Origin of the sequence: Streptosporangium sp. LJ11, from assembly GCF_051918945.1 — a bacterium.
Lineage (GTDB): Bacteria > Actinomycetota > Actinomycetes > Streptosporangiales > Streptosporangiaceae > Streptosporangium.
In genome coordinates, this window is sequence record NZ_JBPXMB010000001.1 from 542,814 (window position 1) to 568,795 (window position 25,982).

General features: G+C 68.9%; 21 protein-coding genes and 1 pseudogene. 12 read left to right on the forward strand and 10 right to left on the reverse strand.

Annotation, left to right across the window (positions count from 1 at the left end; translation table 11 throughout):
• Positions 1 to 74 precede the first annotated feature (74 nt).
• The gene (locus tag ACTOQ3_RS02460) at positions 75 to 731 is read right to left on the reverse strand and encodes a TetR family transcriptional regulator (RefSeq protein ID WP_440081737.1); all 657 of its coding nucleotides are present in this window, start codon (positions 729 to 731) and stop codon (positions 75 to 77) included.
• 71 nt (positions 732 to 802) lie between these two features.
• Here ACTOQ3_RS02460 and ACTOQ3_RS02465 point away from each other — a divergent pair, with 71 nt between their 5' ends.
• The 3 genes from ACTOQ3_RS02465 to erm all read left to right on the forward strand — a co-directional run bounded on the left by ACTOQ3_RS02465 (position 803) and on the right by erm (position 4,202).
• Positions 803 to 2,128, forward strand: a complete 1,326-nt coding sequence (locus ACTOQ3_RS02465; RefSeq protein WP_440081738.1) for a GH1 family beta-glucosidase — start codon at positions 803 to 805, stop codon at positions 2,126 to 2,128.
• Positions 2,129 to 2,324: 196 nt separating this feature from the next.
• Positions 2,325 to 3,005, forward strand: a complete 681-nt coding sequence (locus tag ACTOQ3_RS02470; RefSeq protein WP_440081740.1) for a GAP family protein — start codon at positions 2,325 to 2,327, stop codon at positions 3,003 to 3,005.
• Between the two features lie 366 nt (positions 3,006 to 3,371).
• Positions 3,372 to 4,202 (forward strand): ErmE/ErmH/ErmO/ErmR family 23S rRNA (adenine(2058)-N(6))-methyltransferase, encoded by an 831-nt coding sequence (erm, locus tag ACTOQ3_RS02475; RefSeq protein ID WP_440081741.1) that lies wholly within the window; start codon positions 3,372 to 3,374, stop codon positions 4,200 to 4,202.
• Positions 4,203 to 4,344: 142 nt separating this feature from the next.
• Here erm and ACTOQ3_RS02480 read toward each other — a convergent pair whose 3' ends face one another.
• Positions 4,345 to 4,833, reverse strand: a complete 489-nt coding sequence (locus ACTOQ3_RS02480) for a hypothetical protein (protein WP_440081742.1) — start codon at positions 4,831 to 4,833, stop codon at positions 4,345 to 4,347.
• A 148-nt stretch (positions 4,834 to 4,981) separates the two neighbouring features.
• On the reverse strand, positions 4,982 to 5,587 hold the full coding sequence (locus ACTOQ3_RS02485; protein ID WP_440081743.1) for an NADPH-dependent FMN reductase: 606 nt from the start codon (positions 5,585 to 5,587) through the stop codon (positions 4,982 to 4,984).
• A 152-nt stretch (positions 5,588 to 5,739) separates the two neighbouring features.
• On the opposite strand from ACTOQ3_RS02485, the gene ACTOQ3_RS02490 reads away from it, so the two are divergent.
• The 4 genes and pseudogenes from ACTOQ3_RS02490 to ACTOQ3_RS02505 all read left to right on the forward strand — a co-directional run bounded on the left by ACTOQ3_RS02490 (position 5,740) and on the right by ACTOQ3_RS02505 (position 8,317).
• Positions 5,740 to 6,594, forward strand: coding sequence for a helix-turn-helix domain-containing protein (locus ACTOQ3_RS02490; protein WP_440081744.1), 855 nt, complete (start codon positions 5,740 to 5,742; stop codon positions 6,592 to 6,594).
• Between the two features lie 333 nt (positions 6,595 to 6,927).
• The gene (locus ACTOQ3_RS02495) at positions 6,928 to 7,602 is read left to right on the forward strand and encodes a hypothetical protein (protein ID WP_440081746.1); all 675 of its coding nucleotides are present in this window, start codon (positions 6,928 to 6,930) and stop codon (positions 7,600 to 7,602) included.
• 156 nt (positions 7,603 to 7,758) lie between these two features.
• Positions 7,759 to 7,905, forward strand: a pseudogene (locus ACTOQ3_RS02500) (sigma factor-like helix-turn-helix DNA-binding protein); the annotation flags it as partial.
• Positions 7,906 to 7,918: 13 nt separating this feature from the next.
• Positions 7,919 to 8,317: an SDR family oxidoreductase gene (locus tag ACTOQ3_RS02505; RefSeq protein WP_440081747.1), complete on the forward strand. Its 399-nt coding sequence runs from the start codon at positions 7,919 to 7,921 to the stop codon at positions 8,315 to 8,317.
• A 9-nt stretch (positions 8,318 to 8,326) separates the two neighbouring features.
• Here the strand turns inward: ACTOQ3_RS02505 and ACTOQ3_RS02510 are convergent, their stop codons facing one another.
• Complete coding sequence (locus ACTOQ3_RS02510) at positions 8,327 to 9,166, reverse strand: GNAT family N-acetyltransferase (RefSeq protein ID WP_440081748.1); 840 nt, start codon at positions 9,164 to 9,166, stop codon at positions 8,327 to 8,329.
• Between the two features lie 177 nt (positions 9,167 to 9,343).
• Positions 9,344 to 10,297 (reverse strand): RNA polymerase sigma factor, encoded by a 954-nt coding sequence (locus tag ACTOQ3_RS02515; RefSeq protein ID WP_440081749.1) that lies wholly within the window; start codon positions 10,295 to 10,297, stop codon positions 9,344 to 9,346.
• Positions 10,298 to 10,467: 170 nt separating this feature from the next.
• Between ACTOQ3_RS02515 and ACTOQ3_RS02520 the strand changes: the two genes are divergently transcribed.
• Positions 10,468 to 12,708, forward strand: coding sequence for a glycoside hydrolase domain-containing protein (locus ACTOQ3_RS02520; protein ID WP_440081764.1), 2,241 nt, complete (start codon positions 10,468 to 10,470; stop codon positions 12,706 to 12,708).
• Positions 12,705 to 13,979, forward strand: a complete 1,275-nt coding sequence (locus tag ACTOQ3_RS02525; RefSeq protein ID WP_440081750.1) for a glycosyltransferase — start codon at positions 12,705 to 12,707, stop codon at positions 13,977 to 13,979. The genes ACTOQ3_RS02520 and ACTOQ3_RS02525 overlap by 4 nt, the downstream gene beginning before the upstream one ends.
• Positions 13,980 to 14,133: 154 nt before the next feature.
• Here the strand turns inward: ACTOQ3_RS02525 and ACTOQ3_RS02530 are convergent, their stop codons facing one another.
• Both ACTOQ3_RS02530 and ACTOQ3_RS02535 read right to left on the reverse strand, forming a co-directional pair.
• Positions 14,134 to 14,814, reverse strand: coding sequence for a hypothetical protein (locus ACTOQ3_RS02530; protein ID WP_440081751.1), 681 nt, complete (start codon positions 14,812 to 14,814; stop codon positions 14,134 to 14,136).
• 302 nt (positions 14,815 to 15,116) lie between these two features.
• Positions 15,117 to 15,686: a DinB family protein gene (locus ACTOQ3_RS02535; protein ID WP_440081752.1), complete on the reverse strand. Its 570-nt coding sequence runs from the start codon at positions 15,684 to 15,686 to the stop codon at positions 15,117 to 15,119.
• A gap of 90 nt (positions 15,687 to 15,776) precedes the next feature.
• On the opposite strand from ACTOQ3_RS02535, the gene ACTOQ3_RS02540 reads away from it, so the two are divergent.
• The gene (locus tag ACTOQ3_RS02540) at positions 15,777 to 17,432 is read left to right on the forward strand and encodes a hypothetical protein (RefSeq protein WP_440081753.1); all 1,656 of its coding nucleotides are present in this window, start codon (positions 15,777 to 15,779) and stop codon (positions 17,430 to 17,432) included.
• 428 nt (positions 17,433 to 17,860) lie between these two features.
• Entirely contained in the window at positions 17,861 to 18,289 is a 429-nt protein-coding gene (locus ACTOQ3_RS02545; protein ID WP_440081754.1) for a hypothetical protein, read from the forward strand.
• Between the two features lie 1,199 nt (positions 18,290 to 19,488).
• Here ACTOQ3_RS02545 and ACTOQ3_RS02550 read toward each other — a convergent pair.
• Together ACTOQ3_RS02550 and ACTOQ3_RS02555 are read right to left on the reverse strand one after the other, a co-directional pair.
• The gene (locus ACTOQ3_RS02550) at positions 19,489 to 21,186 is read right to left on the reverse strand and encodes a hypothetical protein (protein WP_440081755.1); all 1,698 of its coding nucleotides are present in this window, start codon (positions 21,184 to 21,186) and stop codon (positions 19,489 to 19,491) included.
• Positions 21,187 to 21,601: 415 nt separating this feature from the next.
• A complete protein-coding gene (locus tag ACTOQ3_RS02555) occupies positions 21,602 to 22,873 on the reverse strand; it encodes a DUF4041 domain-containing protein (protein ID WP_440081756.1) in 1,272 nt (423 codons plus the stop codon).
• Between the two features lie 523 nt (positions 22,874 to 23,396).
• Here ACTOQ3_RS02555 and ACTOQ3_RS02560 point away from each other — a divergent pair.
• A complete protein-coding gene (locus tag ACTOQ3_RS02560) occupies positions 23,397 to 25,214 on the forward strand; it encodes a serine/threonine protein kinase (RefSeq protein ID WP_440081757.1) in 1,818 nt (605 codons plus the stop codon).
• Between the two features lie 270 nt (positions 25,215 to 25,484).
• Here the strand turns inward: ACTOQ3_RS02560 and ACTOQ3_RS02565 are convergent, their stop codons facing one another.
• On the reverse strand, positions 25,485 to 25,619 hold the full coding sequence (locus tag ACTOQ3_RS02565; protein WP_440081758.1) for a hypothetical protein: 135 nt from the start codon (positions 25,617 to 25,619) through the stop codon (positions 25,485 to 25,487).
• Between the last annotated feature and the right edge of the window lie 363 nt (positions 25,620 to 25,982).

A 25,982-nucleotide genomic window follows, 5' to 3' on the forward strand; every position in this document is an offset into this window, starting at 1 on the left:
CCGACCGCGTCCACCGACGGTGGCGGGTACCGCCGGTCGGCCCCGCTGACGGCGGGCACCGGCGGCGGGCGCCGTCACTCCTGCGGCAGGTGCGCCGACAGGTAGCGGCGGACCAGGTGCTTGCACTCGGCGATCAGCTCGGGGTCCCCGTCCGGCAGGGAACGGAAGGCGAGTTTGAGCACCGCGTCGGCGGCCTCGACCGCGACGAAGAGGACCCGGTCCAGCTCGGGGCCGAGCGGGGCGCCGAGCAGCTCGACGGTGATCGTGCGGAGCCGGTCGGCCACGATGGCGTTGTTCTCCAGGGCCGTGTCGAGCATGCGACGGGTCCCCATGAGGATGGGACCGCCGGGCGAGGCGAGCACCCCCCCGAAGTCGACGACCGCGAACCCCGGGGTGGACCGTTTCATCGCGACGAACTCGTCGATCGCGAGGTCGACCATCTCCGTCCACTCGGACAGCTGCACCTCGGAGAGCCTGACCGTGACCCGGCCGAGGAACGCCTCCAGATTGCGCAGCGCCAGCGCGCGTACAAGCCCCTGCTTGTCGGGAAAGAACTGGTAGAAAGTGCCGATTGGTACCTCTGCGCGGCGCGCGACCTCCTTGGTGGTCAGTGCCTCGTAGCCGACCTCGTCCAGTAACCGCGCACACTCGTCCAGCATGCGCTCCACCCGTTCCAGGCTGCGGCGCTGAGCGGGTCGGCGGCGAAGCGTTCCCCCGGAGACGTTCGTCATCTCCCCATCATCCCCTACGACAAGCCCCAGGGGATTAACATGAGCCAGACTCACGCTAATTGGAGGCCGGGATGTTCCTCTGGGGTACGGCGACCGCGTCCTACCAGATCGAAGGCGCCGTCGCCGAAGACGGACGGGGCATCTCGATCTGGGACACCTTCACCCGCGAGCCCGGCCGCGTCCGCGGCGGTGACACCGGCGACGTGGCCTGCGACCACTACCACCGCTGGCCGGAGGACGTCGCGCTGATGTCCGGCCTCGGGGTGAACTCCTACCGCTTCTCCATCGCCTGGCCGCGCGTCCAGCCCGAGGGGAAGGGCGCGATCAACCGGGCGGGCCTCGACTTCTACGACCGGCTGGCCGACGCGCTCCGCGAGAAGGACATCGTCCCCGCCGCCACGCTCTTCCACTGGGACCTGCCCCAGCCCCTGGAGGACGAGGGCGGCTGGCTGAACCGCGACACCGCGTACCGTTTCGCCGAGTACGCCGCGGCCGTGGCCGACAGGCTCGCCGACCGGATCCCCCTGTGGATCACCCTGAACGAGCCCTTCATCCACATGGTCTTCGGCTACGCCCTGGGCACCCACGCCCCCGGCAGGACCCTGGTCCTGGACGCGCTCCCGGCCGCCCACCACCAGCTGCTCGGGCACGGCCTGGCCGTACGGGAGCTCAGGGCGCGCGGCGCGGAGAAGGTCCTGATCACCAACAACTGCACCCCGGTCCGGCCCGCCTCCTCCGACCCCGCCGACCTGGCCGCCGCCGACGCCTACGACGTCCTGCACAACCGCCTGTTCAACGACCCCGTGCTCCTCGGCGCCTACCCCGACCTGTCCGCGTACGGGGTGAGCCTCGACTGCGTCCGCGACGGCGACCTGGACCTGATCGGCACCCCCCTCGACGGCCTCGGCGTCAACTACTACAACCCCACCCGGATCGCCGCGCCCACCGGCGAGGGCCTCCCCTTCGAGGACACGGGCATCACCGGCTACCCCACCACCGCCTTCGGCTGGCCCGTCGTCCCCGACGGCCTGCGCGAGCTGCTCTCCGGACTCAGGGCCCGGTACGGCGACGCCCTCCCGCCGGTCTACGTCACCGAGAACGGCTGCTCCCAGCCCGACGAGCCCGGCCCCGGCGGCACGGTCGACGACCAGGACAGGATCGCCTTCCTCGACGGCCACATCGGGGCCGTCGAGCGGGCGCGGGCCGAGGGGGTGGACGTGCGCGGCTACTACGTCTGGTCCCTGCTGGACAACTTCGAGTGGGCCGAGGGCTTCAGCCAGCGCTTCGGGCTCGTGCACGTCGACTTCCCCACCGGGACGCGCACCCCGAAGGCCTCCTACCACTGGCTGCGCGATCGCATCTCGCGGGGCCTGCCCGGCACGCCCTCCCGGCCGTAGTCCGAAAGATGTACGGCGGCTTCGGTGTCACGCAGGAGGTCACCCGGGTTCCGGCATCGCATGATCGGAGGTGAGGAGAACCGGAACCCGACCGATCACCCCCGTACCCGCTCCCACGGTCATGGCCGGAAGCACCCGCGGATACGCGGGGCCCGCGGGGCCACCGCGCCCCCGGCGTCACCGACGGAGAGCGAAGTTGACCATCGAACTGGTACTGACCCTGGGAGCCCTGGCGCTCGTCGACAGCACGAGCTTCGGGACCCTCGGCGTTCCCGCCTACCTGCTGCTCGCCTCGGACCGGTCACCGGCCGGCCGCCTGCTGGTCTACCTCGCCACGGTCGCCATCTTCTACTTCGGCGTCGGCGTCGCGCTGATGCTCGGGCTGGCCGCGGCCCTCGCCGCCTTCGAGGAGGCGCTGTACAGCCGCACCGCCTACTGGATCCAGCTGGTGATCGGCGTGGGGCTGTTCCTGCTCAGCTTCCGTTTCGACTCCAAGCGGCGCAAGGAGAAGGAGGGGCCGAGCCGCTGGGAGCCCCGCCTCGGCGGGCCGGGGGCGATGGTCCTCCTGGGGCTGACCGCCGCCCTGCTGGAGGTCGCGACGATGCTTCCCTATCTCGGCGCGATCGGTTTCATGACCGGCGCGAACCTGCCCGCCGCCCAGTGGGTACCGCTGCTCGCCGGCTACGTGCTCGTGATGATCCTGCCGCCGCTCGTGCTGCTCGGCGTCAAGACCGTCGCCGCGAGCCGGCTGGACCCGAAGCTGGAACGGCTGCGCGACTGGATGCGCAGGAACTCGGCCTCCGCGCTCGGCTGGACCCTGGGCATCGTCGGTTTCCTCGTCGCCCGCGACGCGGCGTCGCGCCTGTTCGGGGGCTGATCCCGGCACCTTCCGATCCGCCCCGGCCCCCCGGCCCCCCGGCCCCCCGGTCGGCCTCCCGGTCCCCGGCCGGCGCGACGGCCGGGGGCCGGACACGTCCTCTCCCCGGGCCGGCTCCCACCGGCCACCCCGCCCGATGGGAGCCGGCGGAAAACCCGTTGCGAGGTAACGAGACGGGCCGTACCGTCTAGAGCCATGTGCATGTACTTCGCCTGCCACATGGCCGGCTACGTGATCCGTCCCCGCGGCAGCCGGGCTCTGGCCCGCTAGGGACGCGTCACCCCTCCTCCGTTCCCCACGCGTCCCCGATGCGCGCCCAGGGCCTCCGAGACCTTTCCTCACCTCGGACCCGAAAGGGCGAAAGCTGTGACGCACTCCTTCGCGCACGGAAACCATTCACACACCCAGAGAAAGGTAAGGAACGGCGGTGGCCGCGGTGAACGCGACCGGACCAGGCGCGCCCTGTCGCAGAACTTCCTCGTCGACCCGCACGCCGTCCGGCAGATGGCCGGGGCGGCCGGATCGCACGAGCTGCTCCTGGAGCCGGGCGCGGGAGAGGGTGCTCTCACCCTCGCCCTCGCGGAAAGCTGCGCCAGGGTCGTGGCGTACGAGATCGACCCGCTGTACGCGGGCAGGCTCGCCGCCCGCACCCGCGACGACGACCGGATCGAGGTGGTCAGGGGTGACTTCCTGACCGCGCGGGTCCCGCGCGAGCCGTTCGCGGTCGCCGGGAACATCCCCTACTCGATCACTTCCAGGATCGTCGACTGGTGCCTGCGCGCGCCCGCGCTCACCTCGGCGACCCTGCTCACCCAGCTGGAGTACGCGCGCAAGCGTTCCGGCGACTTCGGCCGCTGGAGCAAGCTGACCGTGCTGACGTGGCCCGGCCATTCCTGGGAGCTGGCCGGACATGTCGGCCGCGGGAGCTTCCGGCCGGTGCCCGCCGTCGACTCGGCGATCCTGCGGATCGTGTCGCGCCCCGTCCCGCTGCTGGCCGGCGGCCGGGACGCGGCCTGGCGGGAGTTCGTCGAGTACGGCTTCACCGGGCTGGGCGGTTCGCTGCACGCCTCGCTGCGGATGCGGTACGCGGCCCGGCGGGTGGACGCCGCGTTCTCGGAGGCGCGGGTGGACCGTGACACCGTGGTGGCGTTCGTCCATCCCGGCCGGTGGCTGACGCTCTTCGAACTGCTCCACTGAGACACCCGCCCGATCGAACGCCCGGGTCCGGCCCGCCCCATCGGCCGGACCCGGGCTCCCACCTTCACGACGAACGGGAACCCCCGGAAACGACGGCTTCCGTCCGCTGATCCTCGTCCGTCCGCTCAGGGCTCACGGAGCCTCAGGCCCCCATGGCCGCCCGGCGGATTCTGGCCGCGCCGTACTCGCCGGGCGCGAGGCAGCAGGGACACGGACGTCTGCCGTGGGCTTTGGGCATGTATCTCCAGCCGGTCACCTGGTTCACGGCGCGGACGCGGTGGATCTCCTTCGCGGTGATCGCCCGGGGGATGAAGACCTCGTACCCCCGGGCGTCGTCGCACCCGGCGATCAGGGCGGCGGCCTCGGCGCTGGGGAGCCGCTCGTGCTCCCACCCGTAATGGCCCACGAACACCGGCTCGTCGTCGGGCACCCGGAAGTCGACGGCCGTCAGCGTACGGCGCCCACCGCGCTTCAGCTCGCGGACCCACTGGTGGGTGAGCTGGTAGGAGGGCAGGACCGGCAGGCAGAACAGCCCCGGCAGGCCGTCGCGACCGCGGCTTCGCGCGCCGATTCCGGCCCGCCGCACCGATCGGATGTTCTTCGCCGCCGTGAGATGGACGAACATTGTCATGCGGTCACCCCTCCGGGATATGACGTCCGGTCTTCCAGAAGCGCCCCACCTCCTCCGTCAAGGCCCCTGAGATCCGTGAAGATCGGCCGGAGCGTGACGGCAGCCTAACCCGGCGTACGGCTGCGGCAAACGGCTTTTCCGGCGGGCCCTACCCCGCGACGGCGCGCGGGCGGTCGCGGCGGGCGTCGTGCAGGACCGAGCCCCACCAGAGAAGCTGGTCGAGCAGCGCCTTCGCGGCGCGCTCAGGGCCCTCGGGATCCTTGAGGGCGCCGTCGGGGCCGAACAGCTCGTAGTACCGGGGGAAGGTGACGTAGTCGCGGACCGTGTGGGCGTGCAACTCTCCGAAGACCTGGCGCAGCTGCTCCACCGCCAGGAGGCCGCCGCTCCCCCCGCTGTAGCCGACGAAGCCGATCGCCTTCGCCTCCCACTCGGTGTAGTGCCAGTCGATGGCGGCCTTCAGCGAGGCCGGGAAGCTTCGGTTGTACTCCGGCGTCACCACGACGATCGCGTCGGCCGCCCCGATCCGCCGGGTGAGGTCCGCCATCTCCGCCGGACGGGCCATGTCGGGTTGGAGCGCCGGCGGCAGGGGCGGCAGTTCGAGCGGCAGCGGCGTGTCCGCCAGGTCGATGAGATCCACCGTGAACCGGCCGTCGCGCTCGGCCCGCTCGGTGAACCAGTTCGCGACCACCGGGCCGAACCTGCCCTCCCTGACGCTGCCGATGATCACTGCGAGGTTGAGGGTCTCACTGGGCATGGTTGTGCTCCCTGTCGGGGATTCGAGGTCCGAGGTGACCGTGAAGGTCACGTTCCCCAACCTGCCGGGCGGCGCGGAGACCAGGAAGACCGGGCCAAGACTGGTAGTGGCAGGGCCACGACCCCGGCGGCCACGGCTGTTACGTTCGAAACGTGAGCGACAACGAGCTGGGCATGTTCCTGCGCATCCGCCGCGAAGCCGTCACCCCCGCCGAGGTGGGACTGCCCACCGGCCCCCGCCGCCGCACACCGGGCCTGCGCAGGGCAGAGCTGGCCACGCTCGCCGGAGTCAGCGTCGAGTACCTGACCCGGCTCGAACAGGGACGCGACCGCCACCCGTCCGCGCCCGTGCTCTCCGCGCTGGCCACCGCGCTACGGCTCACCACGAGCGAACGCGTCCACCTGCACCGGCTCGCCAAGTCGGCCGACGGCGGCTTCACCTGCATGGGCGCCACGACGCCGGCCCGCGCGGTCCGCCCCACCGTGCGGGCACTGCTCGACCGGCTGGAGCCCGCCCCCGCCCTGCTGCTCAACCGGCTGAGCGAGATCCTCGCCTGGACGGCGGGCTACGAACGGCTGGCGGGACCGATCGGCCTGCTGGACGGCAGCCCGCCGAACCTCGCCCGTTTCGTGTTCACCGACAGCCGGGCGCGGACCGCCTATCCCGACTGGGACCATGTCGCCGACGAGCAGGTCGCCGCTCTCAAGCAGGGGCCGTTCCGGGCGGACTGGCACGTCGCCACGTTGGCCGACGAGCTGGCCGTCACCGCCGGGGCGGCTTTCGCCGGGCGGGTGGACACCCTGCCCGGCCTCCCGAAGTCCAGCGGCGTCACGCGGCTGGTCCACCCCGACGCGGGTGAGCTGCGCCTGGCGTACGAAACCCTCGAACTGCCCGCCGACGACGACCAGCGCCTCGTCGTCCATCTCCCCGCCGACAGCGCCACCTCCACCGCGCTCGACCGCCTCACCGGCCGCCACCCGGGCGCCCTGCGCGCGGTCTCCGGCTGACACGGAGCACGCCGCCACCGGTACGGGCCGGGTGAGCACGCGAGGACGCCGCCGGACGGCCTCCTCCGGGGCGCGGCGGAACAGCCTCGACGGCCTCTCGTGTGAACGACGGCCCCGCGGGCCTTTCCGGCCACGCCGCCCGGGTCGGGGGCCCTACCAGCGTGGCTCCCTCCGTTGTGCGCCCCAACCGACATAATCGAGACGATCAGCCTGGTCAGGCCCCACATGTGACGTCCTCATCCGGGGCGTCCCCGGGCAGGCCCCCTCCACCGGCACCCATGTCACACCGCGTGACGACCGTACAGCGACCCGGGCGTCCGGCAGGAGGAACGCATGCGTCTCGCCATACGAATCGCAGTCGCGGCCGTTCTCACGGCGGGCCCGAGCAGCCCGGCCGGACCGGCCGCCCCGTCCCCTCCCCCGCCCGGTCCCGCCCCCGCGCGTGCGCCCGCCGCCACGGGCGACGTCGACGTCGCCCCCACGCCTGCCGTCGCGCCCGGCGCCACCCCCACGCCCATGGCCACCCCGACCCCGGTGGCCAGTGCCAGTTCCAGTTCCGGTGCCACCGCGACCGCGACCCTCACCACCAGGACCGACCACAGCGTCTCGCTGCCCGGCCTGGGCGGCAGGAACACCATCCCCTCGTGGCTGAGGAGGGTCCCCTCGCTCCGTGTCCTGCCCCTGTGGCCCCGCCAGGCCAGCCACGTCCGGATATTCGTGCACTGCCCGCCGAAGTCGAACCACGCGCTCATCGGCTCCACCGCGTTCAACCTGAAGGGGTCGAGACGCCTATACCGGGAGGTGGGGCTTGGTCTCTCCGACCGGGGGCTGGGGCACCGCGCCGCGTCCATCTCCTACTTCGCCCTGCCGGGGTTCCACGAGGCGTGCCTGAAGTGCGTGAAGGTCACGATGAACCAGCAGACCCGCATCCGGCGGATCCGGGTGCTCGGCCGCGACTCCACCCCCCTCTACGTGCGAAGGTTCAGCATCTGGCAATTCTTCGACTAGCGCGCACTCCCTCCCCGCCCGTGGGGGCTCGCCGGGAACTGCCCACCGATTTCAGCCCGGGAGCCGCGCCGCTCGCCGAGACCTGGTGGGTCGAGCCGTACCCCGACGAGAGACCGGGCCCCGAGGCTCGCTACGTGGCGCGCGAGGGGATGGAACCTGGCCTTCGTCGCCGCGCTCCAGCACCTGTCGGCCCGCCAGCGGGCCGTCCTGGTCCTGCGTGAGATGCTCGGATTCTCGGCGCGCGAGGTCGCGGACCTGCTGGACACCACGGTCGCGTCGGTCAACAGCGCGCTGCAACGCGCCCGCAAGACCCTCGGTGCCCGGCGTCCCGGCACCGGCCCGCGCTCCCCGGGCGGCGAAGGGCTCCGGGAGCCGGCGGACCGGTACGCGACCGCGTGGGAGGCCGGGGACGTCGAGGCCGTCGTGGCGATGCCGACCGACGACGCCAGGTACGCGATGCCGCCAGCTGGCCGCCGAGCTCGGACCGTACGGGATCCGCGTCGTCACCCTGCGGACCGGTGGCCTGCCCGAGACGATCCCGGCGAACCTCGACCAGCGCGAGGTCATCGAGCGGGACATCGTCGGGCAGACCCTGACCGGGCGGGCCGCGTCACTGGAGGACGTCGGCAACGCGGCCGTCTTCGCCGCCTCCGACCTGGCCCGCGCCGTGACGAGCGCGGCGATCAACATCACCTGCGGCGCGGTCCCGGACTGACGGGCCGGGTCACGATCCGGCGGCCGGACCGGTGTCCGGCCGCCAGATCCAGTTCCGCCGGTTGTACAGCGGCCGCAGCCCGGCCGCGAGCATGTTGTTCAGCGACGGATTGGCCGAGCCCTCCGCCGGCAGCCCGGCCTCGGCGACGAGCCGGCGGCAGCCCGCGTTCTCGGCCTCCTCGGCGCGGGCCGCCAGCAGGGCCGACTGCGCGCCGCGGTTGCGGTGGCCGGGCAGCGTCGAGGCGGCGTTCAGGGAGCCGATCTCCCCGTGGACGAAGAGATTGGCTCCGGCGACCATCTCGTCGCCGTCCCAGACCGCGAACGGCCGGAAGGCCGGGTGCTCGACGCTCGCCGCCAGCATCTCGGCGAGTCCCTCCTCGGGCATGCCGAACCCCCGCAGGACGACAGAAGCCCACTCCGCGGCGGCGGCGGGACCGACCGGCCCGACGCGCATCTCGGTCCGGCCCGGCCGGAAGGCGTCGATCGGGCACGCCAGCTTCACCCAGGACGAGCCCGGAATGATGCCGTGGCCGGCGCGAATGTCGTCCCAGTCCGGCGGCAGCGCGTCCGGAGCGATCTGGATGACCGCCCCCTTGCTGTCCTCCGCGCGGTAGAAGTCCACCACGCGGTCGACGAGGTCGCGAGTGATCGGCTCCTCGAAGCCGAACCCGAGCGCCTTGCTCCAGTAGCCCGTCACGTCGTGTCGCATCGACAGGGCGACACCACCGCCGATCCGCGCGGTGGTGATCCCGAGCAGGGACGCGGCGGGGGGCGGTGCGGACGATTCGTACTGGTACATGAACTCCGCCTCGACGCCTTCGGCGAGAGCGGTCAACCGGTCCTGCGACATACTGTTTCCCCTCGGATGCATCGGATCCCTCGATATCCCCCATGGCCGCGTCTCGCGTTCGCGCGACTCGCGCCCCGGGGCCTCACGCCTGCAAGATGCACCGGCCACCCCGGAAGTTCGATCCGTCCGCGAATTCACGGGAACCGGCCACACACCGCCGTACCTCGCCGTGACGGATCAGCGCGACGCACCCGGGACACCGGCGTCGCGCGGGAGATGGAACAGCCGGAACCGCCGTACCCGGCCCGCCTCCAGGAACTGCACCCACACGGCCGCCGGCGGGCAGTGGAAAGGGTCGTCGGGCGGGTTTATCAGGTCGGTCTCCCAGATGACCACCTCACGACCGGCCACGACATTGGTCAGGCGCTGGTGCACGCCATCGTCGAGATCGCGGTCCATCGCCCGTACGAGGTAGTCGAAGCCCTTCGTGCGCCGGCCCCGGGACCAGGTGATGTCCACCTCCGGGGACCAGTGCGCCGCCAGGGCCTCGGCGAACGAGCCGCGGCGCGCGGCCCGCAGCGTCTCCTCGGCCTCCCTGCGGCGCGCCTCGGTCAGCACCGCCACGTCGTCGTGTGCCAGGCTCGCGGTCGCCAGCAGGGCCTCGGACAGTTTGGCGCGCGCCTGGTTGAGTCGGCTGCGCACCGTGCCGACCGGCACCGCGCACAGTTCCGCGATGTGCTCGTAGGCCGTCACGTCGGTGAAGTAGCGCAGCATCGTCACCAGCCGCAGGTTCGGGGACAGCTCCTCCATCGCGCTCCAGACCCAGTCCCGCGTGGCGTACCGGTCCAGGAGCTCCCCGGGATCGGGCTCACCACGCGGCAGCACCAGCGACTCGAGATCGTCGACCGGCACCGCCTTCCTGCTCCGAAGGTGCATCCGGCAGACATTGCGGACGATCGCCCGCAGCCACGGCGCCACCGCACGCGGATCCCGGACGTCCCCGATACGGCGCAACGCGACCAGGACGGCCTCCTGGACGGCGTCCTCGGCCTCGGGGACATGGCCCAGGACGCCCAGCGCCACCGCGCGCATGTCCGCCTGGTGTCGAGCCAGCAGCAGCCCGAGAGAGCCGACGTCACCGGCCTGCGCCTCGCGGACTAGATCAACCTCTGCCGGCGCCGCGTCTCCCATGCCCGCGAGGCTACCCAGGGCCTTCCCACCAGCGGTAAAGGGTGCCGTCGGCGCGCCCGGCGAGAGATCGAAACCGGCGTGGATCACCCCATGAGGCTTTTCGCACCTCCGGACACAGGATTTCACCTCGCCGAAACCTAACAGGACATCACGCTGGGTAGATTTCCGCCATCCTCGACAACGTTGACCCCTTCATCGGCGTAGCGGCCACCGACCTGCCTCGGGCACACGGTCTGGCCGCCACCTGGTGGTGGCCGAAACCCCAGGTGGGCAACACCCACCCGGGTGCCACCTCGCCGCTGGGCATGGTGTCGGCCTGCGCCTACTCCGGCGCGTACCCGACCGGCTACGGGCGGTACACCAAGAACACCGAGGGCGTACCCGAGGAGATGTTCGGGCGACTGCAGGCGTCCGGGTTCAGTCATTTCCAGCAGTCCGGCACCGGCGCGATCCGCAAGTACTACAACTACGTCCGGGTCACCCCGATGGTGCAGCCGCTGGACGCGCTGGGGGAGGCCTGGCCGCTGCGCGACGAGGTGGCGGAGGCGGGCTACTACGCGGCCACCCTGGACACCGGGGTCCGCTGCGAGCTCACCGTGGGCACCAAGGTCGCCGTTCATCGATACACGTTTCCCGAGCACGGCAGCGCCCGCGTAGTGATCGACCTGTCCTGCGGTGGCCTGGCCATCGAGCACGGCCGTACCGTGCCGTTGCGGGCGCAGGTGGAGAGCATGGGCCACGGCCGGGCCCAGGGCACGGTGGTGATGGAGGGCGTCCCGCTGTCGGTGTACCTGGACGTCGACAGCCCGGGCTGGCGGCAGATGCTCTGGTACGACCGCCGGCTCATCGACGGCGGTACCCGCCTGGACTTCGACAGCATCCGGCACACCACGCTGCGGCCTTTCGGCATGCTCTTCATGGGCCCGGCCGAGGCGGGGCAGACGATCGAGGTGCGGCTCGGGTTCTCGCTGCGCGGATGCGACCAGGCGCGGCAGAACCTGGAGAGCGAGTGCGGGCACTCGCGGCCGGCGTTCGACGCGGTACGTTCCCGGACCAGGGCGCGCTGGGGCGACCACCTCGGCCGCGTCCAGGTCGAGGGTGGCACGCCGGCCCGGCGCACCGTGTTCGCGACGGCGCTCTACCATTCGCTGATCAAGCCGTGCTTCGCCGACGACGAGAGCCCGTTCTGGCCGACCCCCGGACCGTTCGCGTTCGACGTGTGCACCATGTGGGACATCTACAAGACGCAGTTGCCGCTGCTCGCGGCCATCGTCCCGGACCGGGCCGCGGACCTGCTGGAGTCGCTGATCCGGGTCTGCGAGGAGGAGGGCAACTTCCCCGTCGGCTACCGGATGGCCCGCGGCGCCGACCGGTTCTACCGCCAGGCCAGCGCGCTCGCGCACACCGCGCTGGCGGACGCCCACGCCCTCGGCCGGGCGGGCCTGGACTGGAACTGGGCGCTCGTGCACATGGTCGACGACCTTCGCCGCCTGTACGGCGAGGACTTCTTCGAGCACGGGGTGGTGCACCCGATCACCCACACCCTCGACCTCGCCTACGGCCACCACTGCACGGCACAGGTCGCCCGGGCGATGAACGACCGGCGCCTGGCCGACGACCTCGAAGACCGCGGCCGCCAGTGGTCCAACGCCTTCGACCCGGGCACGGGACTGCTGCGCGACTCGGAGTTCTACGAGGGCGGCAAGTGGAACTACTCGTTCCGGCTGCTGCACGACATGGCCGCGCGGATCGCCCTGGCCGGCGGCGACCGGGCCTTCGTCGGCATGCTGGACAGGTTCTTCGGCTTCGGTGCCGCACCGGTGACACAGCCCGGCCTGCGCCCCCAGGCCGCGGAGATGGCGGCCGGATACGCCCTGAACCGGTTCGAGGGGTTGAACAACGAGCCCGACATGGAAGCCCCCTGGGCCTACCACTACGCGGGGCGGCCCGACCGTACGGCCCGGGTGGTCCACGCGGCGCTGACCTGGCAGTTCGGCACCGGGCCCGGCGGGCTGCCCGGCAACGACGACTCCGGCGGCCTGAGCTCCTGGTACGTCTGGGCCTCGCTGGGGCTGTTCCCGATCGCCGGGCAGAACCTGTTCCTGGTCAACGCGCCCGCGTTCGCCAGGTCCGTGCTCCGGACCGGCGGCGGCGAGTTCGTCGTCGAGACCAGCGGGCACCGCGAGACGCCGATCGGTGTCGACGGCGTCGATCGCGACCTGCCGGCGCAGTACGTCCAGTCGGCGACCCTCGACGGCAGGCCTCTGCACGCGACGCACCTGAGCGCCGCCACCGTACACCGGGGCGGCGTGCTGCACCTGCGGCTGGGCCCGGAGCCGTCGGGGTGGGGGCGGGAGGCCCGCCCGCCGTCCCTTTCCGATCCTCCCGCCGAACCGAAGGAAGCACGATGACCAACCCTCGCCGCCGTCTCGTCATCGTTGTCAGAGCCGACCCGGTCATCTGCGGCCACTCCGGCGAGGCTCGTAACCTCGCCGAGGTGGCGCTGACCCGCGGTTTCGACGACGTACGGCTGTTGACCTGGACGATTCCGACGCTGCGGGCGGCCGGGCTGCCTCTCAAGCCGCTCGACCGGCTGCTGCCGTACAGCGCCGGGATCACCGTGGAGCGTCCGGAGGCGGTCGGGGACTACCGGGTGCCGGACGGGCGCCACCAGGCCGGCCTCACCGGCCGCCTCGTCGAGCTGCTCGCCGAACCGGTGCCCACGACCTGCCTGTCCATGTACACCGTCCCGCACGCCTCGGTGGTCGTGGACGCGGTCGCGGCCGCGCGCGCGGCCGGGTTCGCGCCCGACGTGCACACCGTCGCGAAGGCGGTCGGCTCCGACGTGACCAACGTGATCCGGTCGTGCCTGCGGGAAGGCCGGTTCGGCGCGGCGACCGTGCTGTTCACCACGTTCCTGGCCAACGACGAGGTCGTCGCGGTCTCCGAGTACACCCGGGAGGAGATCGTCGCCTCGGCCGAGCAGGTGGACGCCCACTGCGGCACCACGTTCGCCGAGCAGTGCCGGCGCCGCGTGACCGTCAGCTACCCGCCGATCGACTCCGCCGCCTTTCTCGACCTGGACCCGGCGCACGTGGACGCCGCCCTCGCGGAACGCGGGCTGGAGCGTGACGGGTACATCCTGTTCCTGTCCCGGGTGACCCCGGCCAAGGGCATCGACGACCTGCTGACCGCCTTCGGCCGGATGCGCTGCCGGTCACGCGTGAAACTGGTCGTCGCCGGCACCGGGCCCGCCCTGGAGGAGGTGCGGGCGATGGCCAAGGAGGACGACCGGGTGGTGATCCTCACCGATGTCGACGACCACGAGAAGCCGATGCTCATGCGCGGCTGCGCGGCCTACGTGCTGCCGACCAGGCCCGAGCCCGACTTCGTGGAGACGTTCGGCATCGCCCTGGCCGAGAAGATGCTCGCCGGCGGTGGACCGATCGTCACCACCATGACGGGCGGGACCCTGGAGGCGGTCGGCGACACCGCCGTCATCGTCGAGCCCAGGGACATCGGCGGCCTGGCCGCGGCCGTGGACCGGGTGGTCCTGGACATGCCCGCCGCCGAGCGGCGGGACCTGGAACTCCGCGCTCGCACCCGCGCGATGGCCTTCGACCGGACCGCGGTGTTCGACGACCTGTTCCCCCAGGAGGTGCTCGCCGCCGGGGCCCGCTGACCTCGACACGGCCCCGCCGGCCCGTGGTCCCCCGGCCGCGCCTCGGGCGCCCGTCTCGCCGGTTCGGTTCCGGCCGGGGTGCGATTCCGGTTGCGGTGCGGTTCCGGCCGGGCGGAGTGACGAGGTGGCCGTGAGCCCCCGCCATCGGCCCTCGCTACTCGTCAGGCAGAAGGTACCGCCAGGAGAGCACGAAGAGCGCCCCCGAACCGGTCTTGAAGAGTGACCGGCCGTGCTCCGGCCCGGCGGGCACCGCCTTGGTGATCGCGCTCACCGTCGCCCCCTCGACGTCCTTGCGCCAGACCGGGTCCACCGTGCCCGAAGGCTCCGGGACCCCCGCGGGCCACGGCGCCGGCGTGCCCTCCGCCGACGCGGCCCCCTCGGCGACCATCCGGACGCGGGTGGCGGCGTAGTCGGTGCCCGAGGCGGCGGCACGGGCCGCCAGGCCGTCCATCAGCTTCTTCGCGTCCGAGAGCTCCTTCGGGTAGAAGCCCGCGACCTGGTCCAGGGCCGGGACCCGGACCTCCAGCATCTTCCCGTCCTTCCCCCGTACCCCGAGGACGGTGGCCGGCACGTCCGTCACCATCGGCGCGCCCGGCCTGGGCGTCGCGGTCGGCGGCTGCCCGGTCAGGTACCTCTCCATCGACGCGACCGTCTCGTCCACCTCCGCACCGGTGAGTCTCAGCTGCCTGCGCGCGTCAACGATCACCAGGCCGTCGCCGTACAGCACCACCCTCGGCGGACGCAGCACGTTCGTGGTCGCGGTCACGAACCCGCCTTCGGAACCCCACAGGGCGACCGGCTTCGCCGGCCCGTCGTCGGCCGGGGTCGCCGACATATCCGCTTCCGCTCCTCCACAGGCCGCGGCCAGCGACAACAGTGCGACAAGTAGGGTCATTCGTAGTCTCATGCCCCATAAACGTACTTTTTCCCCAGGTGGTTCAGCCTGCGTCGTCCGAGGTCAGGCGCTTCCACCGGCAGGCGGACGTCGCGCGCCGGCCTCGCCGCGCCGGCCGGTCCCGTGCCCGCGGCCGGTCGAGCCCGGCGGGGGCGGAAAGGCAGGGGCGGCGGAACGGCGGGGGCGGCACAGCCCGGCGAACCGGCTCGCCCCCGCCTTCCCAGGACGTCCGATCCGAGATGTCAGCCCATGCTCTTGGCGCCGTCAAGGGATTCGCGGAGGATGTCGGCGTGGCCGGCGTGCTGGGCGGTCTCGGCGATGACGTGCATCAGCACCCTGCGGGCCGACCACCACGCGCCGGGCTCGAACCACGGGGCCTTCGGCAGCGGCTGGGCGGCGTCCAGCCCGGGCAGGGTGGCGACCAGCTCGTCGGTCCGGCGGGCCACCTCGGCGTAGTCGGCCAGCACACCGGCCAGCGTCTCGCCGGGCAACAGCCGGAACTCGTCGGCCCTTCGGGCCCAGTCGGCCTCGGTCATGGTGGCGAAGTCGCCCATCGCCGACGGGCCGTCCAGGATGAAGTCCACCCAGCTCCGTTCGACCGCCGCGACGTGCTTGATCAGTCCGCCCAGGCACAGCTCGCTGGCGGTGGTCCGCAGCCCGGCCTGCTCGTCGGTGAGGTCACGGGTGGTGAAGCGCAGGAAGTGCCGGTGCTTGGCCAGTATCGCCAGCAGGTCGGCGCGCTCACCGGTGACGACGGGCGCGGCCGTGATGTCGCGGGTGGTCAGCTCGTCAACGTTCGTGGTCTCGCTCACGGTCTTCGCCTTCCGTTGTTCCGTCGGTCAGGACCCACGTTAGGCCGGATAGAGGTCACTTTCTGACCTGAATGGCGGAAGAATCAAAACATGGCGAACATCGGCACCCGGATGCTGCGGCTGCTCTCCCCGGACGTGCGGAGTGTCGCGCGGGCGGAGCTACGGGCCGCGGGGCTCGACGTGATCGGACCGCCGGCCGTGACCGCGCCGGCCGACGGGCTCAGCGGGTGGTTGCGGTCCGCCGCCACGGTGCTCGACGGTGACGCCGTCCTCTCCACGATGACGCGGCCGGACTGGACGGTGCTGGCCGCCGAGCATCGGCGGGAGCCCTTCGGCCGCGTGCAGCGCCGTGCCCTGATCGCGCGGTCCGACTGCCCTGACGCGCTGACCGGCGCCCTGCTCACACCGTGGGACTCCCTAGTCGCCGGTCGGCTGGTGGCCCGGCGGCAACCCGTTCCGCGGTGGACGTGGCAGGCCGCCCTGACCCGCATCGGTGAGGTGCGCCCCTCCTTCCTGCGCCATGTGCTCTCGGACGGGACGGTGGAGGAAATGATCCTCACCACGCCGCGTCTGGACCTGCTGGTCCGGGCCGTCGACGGCTATGACCACAACCACCACAAGGCGGCACGGACCTTCTGGGAGTGCGTGGGAGGGCTGCTGCGAGATCGGCTCGGCACCGACCGGTCCGCCTGGCCGGCAGCCGCCGCGGCGTTGCCGTCCCACCCGGGAACGCTCTCGAACCTGCTCCGCCGGGTCGGGAAGACGCCGAGCCCGGTGCCGGCGGAGCAGGCGGATCTGCGGATCCTGGCTCATGCGCCCGACGCGGTGCTGGCCGATGTGATCGCAGGCCTCCCCGACCCGCTGCTGGCCCACATGGAAAGACGCGACCTCCACCCGCGGCGAACCGGGGGGCACCTCACCTCCATGGTTCTGGACCGGTTCGTCTCGGCCGGAATACCCCCTCGCGCGCTCTTCGCCCGCTGGGCCTGCAACACGCCGGCGTGCACGCCTGCGACACGGGCGTGGGCACACGGGCTGAATCCCCTGCTGGACCGGGCCAACAAGCGTTCAGCCGCGTACGACGTGACACTGCGCCGGCTGCTCGCGGCCGGCTCGTCGCCTCCGGTGGCGGCGTCAGACCTGGTCGGCGCGCTTCGGGCATGCGCCGACCCGATCGAGAGCGAAGCGTTGCTGACATCCGCGCTCGGTGAGAACGGTTCGCCCCCCTGGCGCGAACTCCTCGACGCTCACCGCGATTCGGCGTTGCCGCCGCATCTCCTGTGCGCCCTGGCCGCCCGCGAGGGCTTCCCGGAAACACTCGCCCAGGCGCTGCCCGCCGGCCTGCTCCCCATACTGGCCGGCCAGAGCCCGGCGGCTGCACGCACCGCCGTGACCGCACTGCACCACATCCACAACCCCTGGGGACTCCTCCACCGAATCCGCGCCGCGCGAGTCCTCAGCGGCGAAGAGCTGCTGGCGAGGAGTCGCCCCGCCAGGCACATCCTCCAGTACGCCTCCACGTTGTCCACCCTCGCTCTCTCGTCCGAGGACAAGCACGGCGACGACCTCCTCGATCACTGCGCTCGGCTGTTCGACACGGCCGCGCGGTCGGCACCGGCGGGGTTCTGGCCGGCGCTGCTGGAACTGCTACCGGCGTTCGGGGGTACGCTCCCGGAACTGCTCGACGCCGCTGCCGCACACCCCCGCCCCTCCCGCGCGCGACGGCCGGGCGACGCCGGCAGCTGACGTACGCTGCGTGACTGGGTCGATGACGACGAACGAGCGGGCGCCGCCGCGTGCAGGGCCTACGCGTCCGCCCTCCGCGCCATCGACCACCTGCCCGCCGACGATCCGGCCACGGCGATCGCGGCCCGGCCGATCCTTCAGCCCCAATCGGCGGTTCCGCCCCGCGTCGGACGGGCCACCCGACGGCGTCTATCGCGATGACCCTCCACCGCCGCCGTTCGGCCCGTTCCGGCTCGACCGGGGGGTGTTCCTCCACGCGCCGGCACGACTGCCGAAGATTCGCCGGCCATGGCTGCCTGCGATTTACGACGACGTGGAAGCCCGCCGATCCAACCTTCCGTTCAGTTGGTAGGAAGACATCGCTGCCGGCACTGCCGGCAGCGCTCGAGACCCGCCGAGGTCGTTCCGGTCTGTAGGACCATGTCCTCATGTCAGTAACCGAGTTCGCCGGCGTGACGAAGGACGAGGATCGTGGCATCACATCTAAGGGAGGACTGTACGAGTTCTGGACCGAGGAGGGTGCTCACGTCTACCTTCACGACACCGACTTCAGTCGCCTGACCTATGAGCCCGGCAGGTCGCCGACGTTGGAGCTGGAGTTCGTCCACGACCTGCGGTGGACTCCACCTGAACTGTCGAAGACGCCCGTCGTGGTCTTCCGGTTCGAGGCCGTCCGCCTCGTCGAGTGGCACGAGGACCAAGAGGGTCAAGACCGCGTGAACGCTGATCCCGATGCTCCGCCGGGACAGGTCGGGCAGTTCGACTGGGACGGCACCGACATGTTCACACTGGACACCTTCACACTGCGCCTGGTCTTCCACGCGCCGCGAGCAGCGGTGACCGTACGCGCGAAGTAGAGCAGGGAACCCATCACGGCCTGCTTGTTCGGATCTCGAACCTCTTCGTTACGGGGTAGAACACGATCATCCATAGCTGTCTTCCGGACCCGGTGGGGCGGGTCCTCGGGATCCCTCAGTGCATGGTCGTCCAGGTCCTTCCAGCCCTGTTGCCAGCATCCCGATCTCTAGAACATCGAGATCTGATCCGTGATGATAACTGACCTGCGATGATCTCTTAGAAGGTGCTCTGAGCCGGGCTTTTGGCGTTCGCTGGTTCTCGTCGTTTCGTGCTGCTTCTCGTGCCCATGTGCCCTGGGTGTGCCCTGCGCCCTCCGGTCTGGAGGGCCGCCACCGTCGGATCCGGCTGTGCGAAAACCGCTCGATCATGAGACTGAGCGATGGCTACGCTGGCGAGTATCTCGCATCACCTGTCGCTGTCTTCGGTGCTCTTACGGAGCAGGGACGAAACAAGGCAGGAGACCGGTTCTGTGACGATCCCCAAGAAGGGCTCCAGGCTGATCAGCGTCGACGGCATCGCCTATCGCTGGCGAATTCGTCACAAGCCCACGTATTGCCAGGCAAACAGCTGGGGTCCACTGACCTACGCGGTGGAGCCGGCTGAGGGACGGGGGCGGGTTCTCCTGGTGGAGCTCCCCTGTTCTCGACCGGACGCCTGGTACGGGGAGCGAACGATGACCGTACGGCCGGCTCTCGTGGCGGCGACCATACGGAGAGCTCTTGACCGCGGCTGGGATCCATCGCAGGCGGGCAGCGCCTTCACCATCAACCTCACTGAGGGTGATCTGATCGACGCGATGAACGCTCATTCACCCTCCCCCGGGATCCTCTTTAGGCTCATATAGCCGATTCGAAAGACACCCCCTTCAGAAGAGCGATCGCCTCACGCCCCGCATGGCTATCGTGACCTGCCCAAACGATGCAGTTGCCGATCATCTTGTTCTTGATCGTTCCGTACATGCTCCGTGGCGGACGGAGTTATTCAGCGCGGTTCTCCTCATTGCAAGGACACGGCCCTTGTGGACGGCTCTTCGTCCTGATCGGACAACGGATGCAGTCCGACGGAGTGTGATCATGTAAGGCGGTGTCGCTGTACACCACTCCACTGGACATGACCCCGGCAACCTACGGACGGGGCCTTCGGAACGAGCCGGAAGCCCCGCCAGTGGTCACGAAATCGCGGCGATCATGTAATCCGATCAGTCAGCGCATTTGACGCTGTAGGGAACCGCTGGCGTTTCGTAGGTCTCATCGCCGTACTTCATCGCCAGTTTCCAGTGACCGGTCTCGGTCTGCGACGCGTGCCAAGTGTGATCTGCGGGACGTCGCTCAAATTGGGCACCGGTGAATCCGATCGCGGTCGGCGTACCCGACGGGACCCACTGACCGCCCGCCGGCCGCCTGAACCACTGGTATTCGATGTTCCCGGTGAAGCCGTGTCCTCCGATCGTGGCGCGGTTCCTGATCGGTTCACTGGCGCATTCGCCGGAGAAGTCCGACACCATCTCGATCATGGTGAAGTCATGATCGGCGTCGACACAGGCTGAGCTGTAGTTCACCGGCGGGGAGATGCTGTCGTCGTTGTGAATCTTGAGGGCCACGGAACCAAACGTTCCGTCGGTACCGTGTTGGAGCGAGAGCCTGATGACATCCCAACTCCACGGACCGGTGCTGCTGGAGCCCGCCGAGTCGGTGATGCCGACGGGGTTACCGTTGAGCACCCATTCGTAGGTGATGTCGGCAGGGCCGCGCGGGGCGCTGATGGTTCCCGACGCGAGGAGCGGCATCGGCTCGCGGCACGGCTGGTCTCGGTTCCCCGCGAAATGGAGGTCGGTCACCGTGCCGTAAGCTCCCGCGGGGTTGCCATCCCGGCAGTTCACCGTGAACCAGGTCGTGGCCGCGTCGACCGTAGGGCTCAGGATTCTGAGGGTGACCGAGCCGCTGCGCTCCACCTGGTGGTCGTAGGGGATGACGTTCCGCGAACCGGGCTTTCCGGTGAACGTCAGTGTTCCCGAGGGGCCTTTGCCTCCGCGATCATTGATCCACTCGTAGGTCACCGTGGCGGGAATCTTGTTGACTGTCACCTTCCCGACGAAGCGCAACGTCGTCGGGCATGTGCCGCTGTGGGTGATCGTGTCCGGGCTGACGCTCGGCGTCGCCACCAGTGGCCCGGTGTCACAGGTGACGGCATAAGTAGTCCGGCTTGAGACGGAGGCATCGGGGCCGAGGACACGGACGGCTTTCCACCCCCTGCCGCTCCCGGTGACGTTCAGCGTGGTCGAGAGGGTACGGCTGCGTGGCCCACCCGCACCAAAGTCCGCGTACTGGATCGTTCCTTCACCGGTGGCGCTGTCGATCCACCGATAGGCGACGCGCGCCGGTACCCGAGAGACCTGCAACGTCGTGGCGAAACCGACCACCGTCGGACACGGGCCCGAATAGCTGGAGGGTGTGGCACTCACCGAAACGGCAGCCCGGATCGACTCCGACGGTGGATTCATCGGAAGCAGACGCAGGCTGTTGTAGATGGGTTCACGGCCTGTGCATGTCACGGTGAACGGCGCTTTGCTGGAAACTCGCGGATGCGTACCAAGAAGCTGGACTGCCTGCCAACCCTTGGCGTTCCCGTCGAATACCTGCCGGTCTCGCACGGTGGCTGTTTTACCGCCCTGGACTTTGATCGTCTTGACAGCTCCCTTGGTACCGTCGGCACGTACCCAGCGGTAGCGCACCACGCCGGTCCCACGAACGCTGATGCGGGCTGAGAATCCTACGGTGGCGGGGCATTCGGCCTTCTGACGTGCAGGCGACGCCTTCACCCGGGTAACCGATGCCTTCACACCCGCCGATGCCTCCGCCGGCAGCGACACCAGCCCTGAGAACAAGACCAGAACCATGCTCAATAACCACCATGATGACCGCACGTCACATCCCTTTCTCAGGAAATTCTCACGATCATCTACTACATGGCTATACATGCGTCAGGAACAGACATCCAGTCGCACTCTTCGTTATCGGGCTGATGCGAAATTGTCTGGCCATGTTGATAGTTAACCTGGGTGATTTAGGAATCAGTTGGGTCGACCGTTTTCTTCCTCGAAGCTTCTGGGCAGCAGTAGATGCCACGCGGGGGCGGATGAGTCGACCTGTAGGCCGGGTTCTAATTCGGCCTGCCCGTGACCTGCACGCCAGCCAGCGTCCTGCCGTCTGACCTGCGGGAACACTGCTGTTCTTTGACATTGTTCTCCGCCTTCCAACGCCATGTGCCCTCGATGTGCTCTCGGAGCGTGCCGGTCAGGTGCGCGATCCGGCTCAGCCTGCTGCCACCTTCGCGTGAACCGACTGGTGCCACTCCAGAGCCTCGGGAGTATCCCGGTATTCCAGAAGGTGCTGGCCTGCGATCTTCTGCAGCAGGTCCCTGACGTCGGCGGGTGTGGCGTGGAAGAACTCCCGGCGGAGGTTGACCTTGTTGACGCGCCGGTCGCCCAACGCGGCGTGCAACCGCCCCTCAAGCCCGACCGCGTCATCACTGAAGATCAGCGCGTGGGTGTCGAACTTGAACGGCACCGAGGCATCGCCCAGCTCCCGAACGCGATCCTCGGGCTCCAGGCGGCGGGTCATGCCGATCTTGACGACGTCCTCGCCGAACGCGCCGATGTTGGAGATCACATACACGTAGCCGGCCCGGACGTTGGCCTCGCGCGCCTCGACGTCACTGACCGCCGCGCCGATCTCCTCCAGCTTCGCCCTGAGCTCTTCCGCTCCGGCCTCATCCCCCTTGGCCAGCAGCTTCGACAGCGCGGAGCGGTAGTGGGACTCTTCCTTGCGGAGCCTGGCCTTCTCCCGCTCGAACTCTCGCCGCGCGGCCTCCTCCTCGCGCTGCTGCTCCCGCTGGGCACGGGTGCGCTCCTTCTCCTCCTCCTGCTTGGCCAGGTAGTCGGCGGTCAGCTCCAATTCGTAGACCCGCAGCCGGTGGTAATCGCCGCTAACGTGGATGCTCATCGTCTTGCCGAGCTTGACGATCATCTCCACCGCCTTCTCCAGACGATCGACAGCCGACTGCAGTTTGTACGGGCGCATCGTGCGCACGCAGTTGTCGGCCTCGGCGTTGTAGGCACGCAGCATCAGCTTGGAGAAGTCACGCACCATCCGGCGCCCCTCGGCCGCCGACCCGTTGACCTGCCAGCTGGTGGAGCCCAGCACCGCCTTGCCGTCCTTGGACAACTCCTTGATACGCGCCTTGACCTGCGCTAACCGTTCCTTGTAGGCCACCGCGTCACTCAGCGGATGCCGGTACTCATAGACACCGGCCTCCTGCAACAACACGGTCTCCTCGGTCTGCACGATCAGCCGCTCGACCTCACGCAGACGTCGTGTGGCATCCGAGATGGCCGTCTGCAATCCCTGGTGCTCGGCGTGCAGTGCCTCGGTCATCGCGGAGATGCGTATGGCGTCCATGCCGCCCAGCCGCTCGACCCACGCACGCAACTCGGCGTTCTCCGCCTCCAGCTTCTTCTTGCCGCCGAACAGCCCTCCACTGCTGCGCTCCGGCATCGCGGGGATGGGAACGGGCTGCGGCTGCACTGGAGGCGCAGAAGGCGGAGGCGACGGCTGGACAGGAACCCAGAACTCCCAGCCGGGCGGCGCCGGAGGCCACGCCGGATTCGGCTGCCATGCCTCCGGAGGCCGCCAGCCCACAGGAGGAACCGGCCATCCAGGAGGCGAATTGAACCGGTACTCCATCGTCACGCCCTCCTCGACCACGTGCCCCGTCACGACACATGCCACAAGAAGACAGCCACCTTGGCTCATTGGTTTACAACAACTCAATAATTCGCAGAGATGCCCGCCAACGGCAGACACCAGACACAGGGGGCAAATAAGGATCTCTCCCACTCCTAACCGGTGGGTTGCAGAGAGTCATGAAGGTGCACAGGAAATAGGCTAATTTAGGACTTATAGTACGAATTCATCAAAGGGCGCAGTAAATTCTCATACATGGCACGATTCCCGCTCGACACGACAGAGTCGGATGGGATAAAACACCTCTGAACTTTTCCCGCGATTGGCCGGCACTCGCCGCGCTTTCCCTCCTGAACGGAGCCCGGTGAACCAGCACATGCCGGCAACCGTTGCTCTCCGACCGCTCACCGTTGAAGATCCGCCACAGATTGGTCCGTACCGCCTGGTGGGGCGTCTCGGAGCAGGCGGCATGGGAGTCGTCTTCGCGGGCATCGACACCCTCGGGGTTCGCGTAGCCGTCAAACTCATCCATGCCTCATACGCGAGCGACTCGGAGTTCCGCGCACGATTCGCTCGGGAGATCTCCGTCCTCGACCGCGTCAACGGCGCCTGCACCGCGCGAATCCTGGATTCTGACGGGAACGCGGCTCGGCCATGGCTGGCTGCCGAATACGTGCCCGGGCCAACGCTTGAGAGTCATGTCAGAACTCATGGGATGCTCCAGGGCGACGCGTTGTTTGGGCTCGCGGCCGGACTCGCCGAAGCATTGGTGGCCGTGCACGCGGCAGGCGTGGTTCATCGTGACATCAAGCCGTCGAACGTCATCCTCTCGCCGAGCGGCCCTAAGCTCGTCGACTTCGGCATCGCCCGCGCGCTTGACGCGAGTGTTATGACCCGCACCGGTACTCTCGTCGGATCGCCAGGATGGGTGAGCCCCGAAGAGTACGGCGACACATCAGCTGGGCCACCCGCCGATGTCTACGGCTGGGCGATGCTGGTCGTATACGCGGCCACGGGCGCTCCACCCTATGGGGCCGGGCGCCCAGAGGTCCTGGCACTCAAGGTGCTGAACGAAACCGTCGACACCTCTATGCTCCCCAACCTTCTACGTGGCCTGGTCGATAGAGCATTGGCCAAGCTTCCCGAGACACGCCCCTCATCGCGGGAACTGTTGGACATGGCCGCTGAAGCCTGGCAAGCACACCAAGGAAGCCAGGCGATCGACGGTTTCGAGGCGGCCGACAATGTCACGGCTCGGTTGGACCGAACATGGGTTCTTCCCGTCGAAGATCTGAGCTGGCCTGCCGTACCGGCTGCGACACGGAAAGCCCCAAAGAGTCGTCGAACAGGTGCGGTGATCGCGATCGCTGTTGGACTCGCGGCGGTCATCGCCCTGAAGGTGTTACCGGGCGATACAGATGAGCGGAAGCAGCAGCTCGACGTCGCCGCCGTTCCGACCAGCCATCCGAGTTCAACGAACGCAAACCTCACATCGACGCCCACCGCTACAGCAGCCGTGGAGACCGAGCCTTCGCCACCCCAACCAGCCCCGCCACCGAGCACGATTACAGAGTTGGCCGCCGCGATCGAGCTCGCCCTGGAGACCACCCCGGCGGGGACGTTCAGCTTCGAGGGGGGATTCACTCAGAGCAACGCCGGCGGAATAGCCACCGGGCGATTCATGAACCACCTGGCGTACGACGATCTTGACGTAAGCATCAAGTCTTACGAGGGTTTTAGCCGTCGTTATGTGGTCGTGAGCAAGACGGTCTATCCCAAGAACCAGGGTGCGGATGGATCACCCATTGAGAGCATAAATTCGGCGAACCCGGACTGGTATGGGCTTGTCGTTGCCGGTACAGCTGGGCCATCGATCATCCGGGAGGTCGTCTCCAACTCCGCCCGATTGAAACGCAAGGGGCGCAACTACTCCGGGACTCTCGCTATCGAGGACACCAACGGCTCACTTCGACAGTTGCTTAACTCATGGATGGGTAGTGACGTCACCAAGATGAATGCCGACTCGTACATCACCTTCAAACTCATCATCGACAATGAGGATCGACCGAAGAAGTTTGAAATCGCCTGGTGTGTACCAATAACCGATGTAGAGATCTACAAGTCCGTCTTCACGACAACCTACAAGAACTGGACAACTAGCCACAAGATCAAGCAATCGTAGCGGCGGCGGGTGCACTGATCATGGCCCAGACTGACGAGCAGAATGGTGCACATAAGGTGCTGCCGCCGACATGGTTGAGCCGGTGGCGAGAGGTCTTGCCGAGAGCACTTCGATCGAGTTGCCGCCGCACAGGGATCCTTCAGGTTCTGCGGCCATAATCGGCACCCACTTTAGGAGAGTGGGTCAATTTGCTTCGCCATACGCCCTGAACTGCAGAAACATAGTCATGATCTCGTGCAGCAAGATTGATCACCCCGCGTATGTCCCACGTCAGCCGCCGACTACGGCGATCACATCATCCAGTAGATGCCTGGTGATGTCGATAAGCCAGAAGTTCAGCCTGCGGCTGATTTCATGCGTGATAGCGAGCCCCATTTGTTGATCTTGGAGATCTTGATCGCGCACGCGTCTAGGTTCTGGATCAAAGATTATGGAGCGATGACACCTTTCACTGGGACTCGACACCCAGTTCGAAGGGAGTCGAGGCCTCGATCAACCTCAAGCCTGATTACCCGAGCGCGCGTGCTGGTTCGCCAATCAGACAGAAATTATTCTAGCCAGGTCGTATCATCTCGGCTTATCAAGGCGCGGCGGTCGAAGGAGGCCTATGACGCCATTTTTAGAGGAGGCGGACGAGCCAAGGAGCGGGCCCGTTGCGGCGGATGTGTCCGCCATCGGCTCCGACGGGCTTAGAGCGTGTTTGAGAGCGGGCGTTGCAACACCGTGATCTTGGTTGGTGAGACTGGTCGGTGTGCAAGAGCAGGACGG

What these genes read in the sequence shown, in the direction of transcription:
- ACTOQ3_RS02540 (WP_440081753.1), top strand. Translation starts at nt 15,777, where the DNA reads ATGGCGAACATCGGCACCCGGATGCTGCGGCTGCTCTCCCCGGACGTG.
- ACTOQ3_RS02515 (WP_440081749.1), bottom strand. Translation starts at nt 10,297, where the DNA reads ATGGGAGACGCGGCGCCGGCAGAGGTTGATCTAGTCCGCGAGGCGCAG.
- ACTOQ3_RS02525 (WP_440081750.1), top strand. Translation starts at nt 12,705, where the DNA reads ATGACCAACCCTCGCCGCCGTCTCGTCATCGTTGTCAGAGCCGACCCG.
- ACTOQ3_RS02550 (WP_440081755.1), bottom strand. Translation starts at nt 21,186, where the DNA reads ATGGTTCTGGTCTTGTTCTCAGGGCTGGTGTCGCTGCCGGCGGAGGCA.
- ACTOQ3_RS02485 (WP_440081743.1), bottom strand. Translation starts at nt 5,587, where the DNA reads ATGCCCAGTGAGACCCTCAACCTCGCAGTGATCATCGGCAGCGTCAGG.
- ACTOQ3_RS02495 (WP_440081746.1), top strand. Translation starts at nt 6,928, where the DNA reads ATGCGTCTCGCCATACGAATCGCAGTCGCGGCCGTTCTCACGGCGGGC.
- ACTOQ3_RS02465 (WP_440081738.1), top strand. Translation starts at nt 803, where the DNA reads ATGTTCCTCTGGGGTACGGCGACCGCGTCCTACCAGATCGAAGGCGCC.
- ACTOQ3_RS02460 (WP_440081737.1), bottom strand. Translation starts at nt 731, where the DNA reads ATGACGAACGTCTCCGGGGGAACGCTTCGCCGCCGACCCGCTCAGCGC.
- ACTOQ3_RS02545 (WP_440081754.1), top strand. Translation starts at nt 17,861, where the DNA reads ATGTCAGTAACCGAGTTCGCCGGCGTGACGAAGGACGAGGATCGTGGC.
- ACTOQ3_RS02510 (WP_440081748.1), bottom strand. Translation starts at nt 9,166, where the DNA reads ATGTCGCAGGACCGGTTGACCGCTCTCGCCGAAGGCGTCGAGGCGGAG.
- ACTOQ3_RS02480 (WP_440081742.1), bottom strand. Translation starts at nt 4,833, where the DNA reads ATGACAATGTTCGTCCATCTCACGGCGGCGAAGAACATCCGATCGGTG.
- ACTOQ3_RS02530 (WP_440081751.1), bottom strand. Translation starts at nt 14,814, where the DNA reads ATGTCGGCGACCCCGGCCGACGACGGGCCGGCGAAGCCGGTCGCCCTG.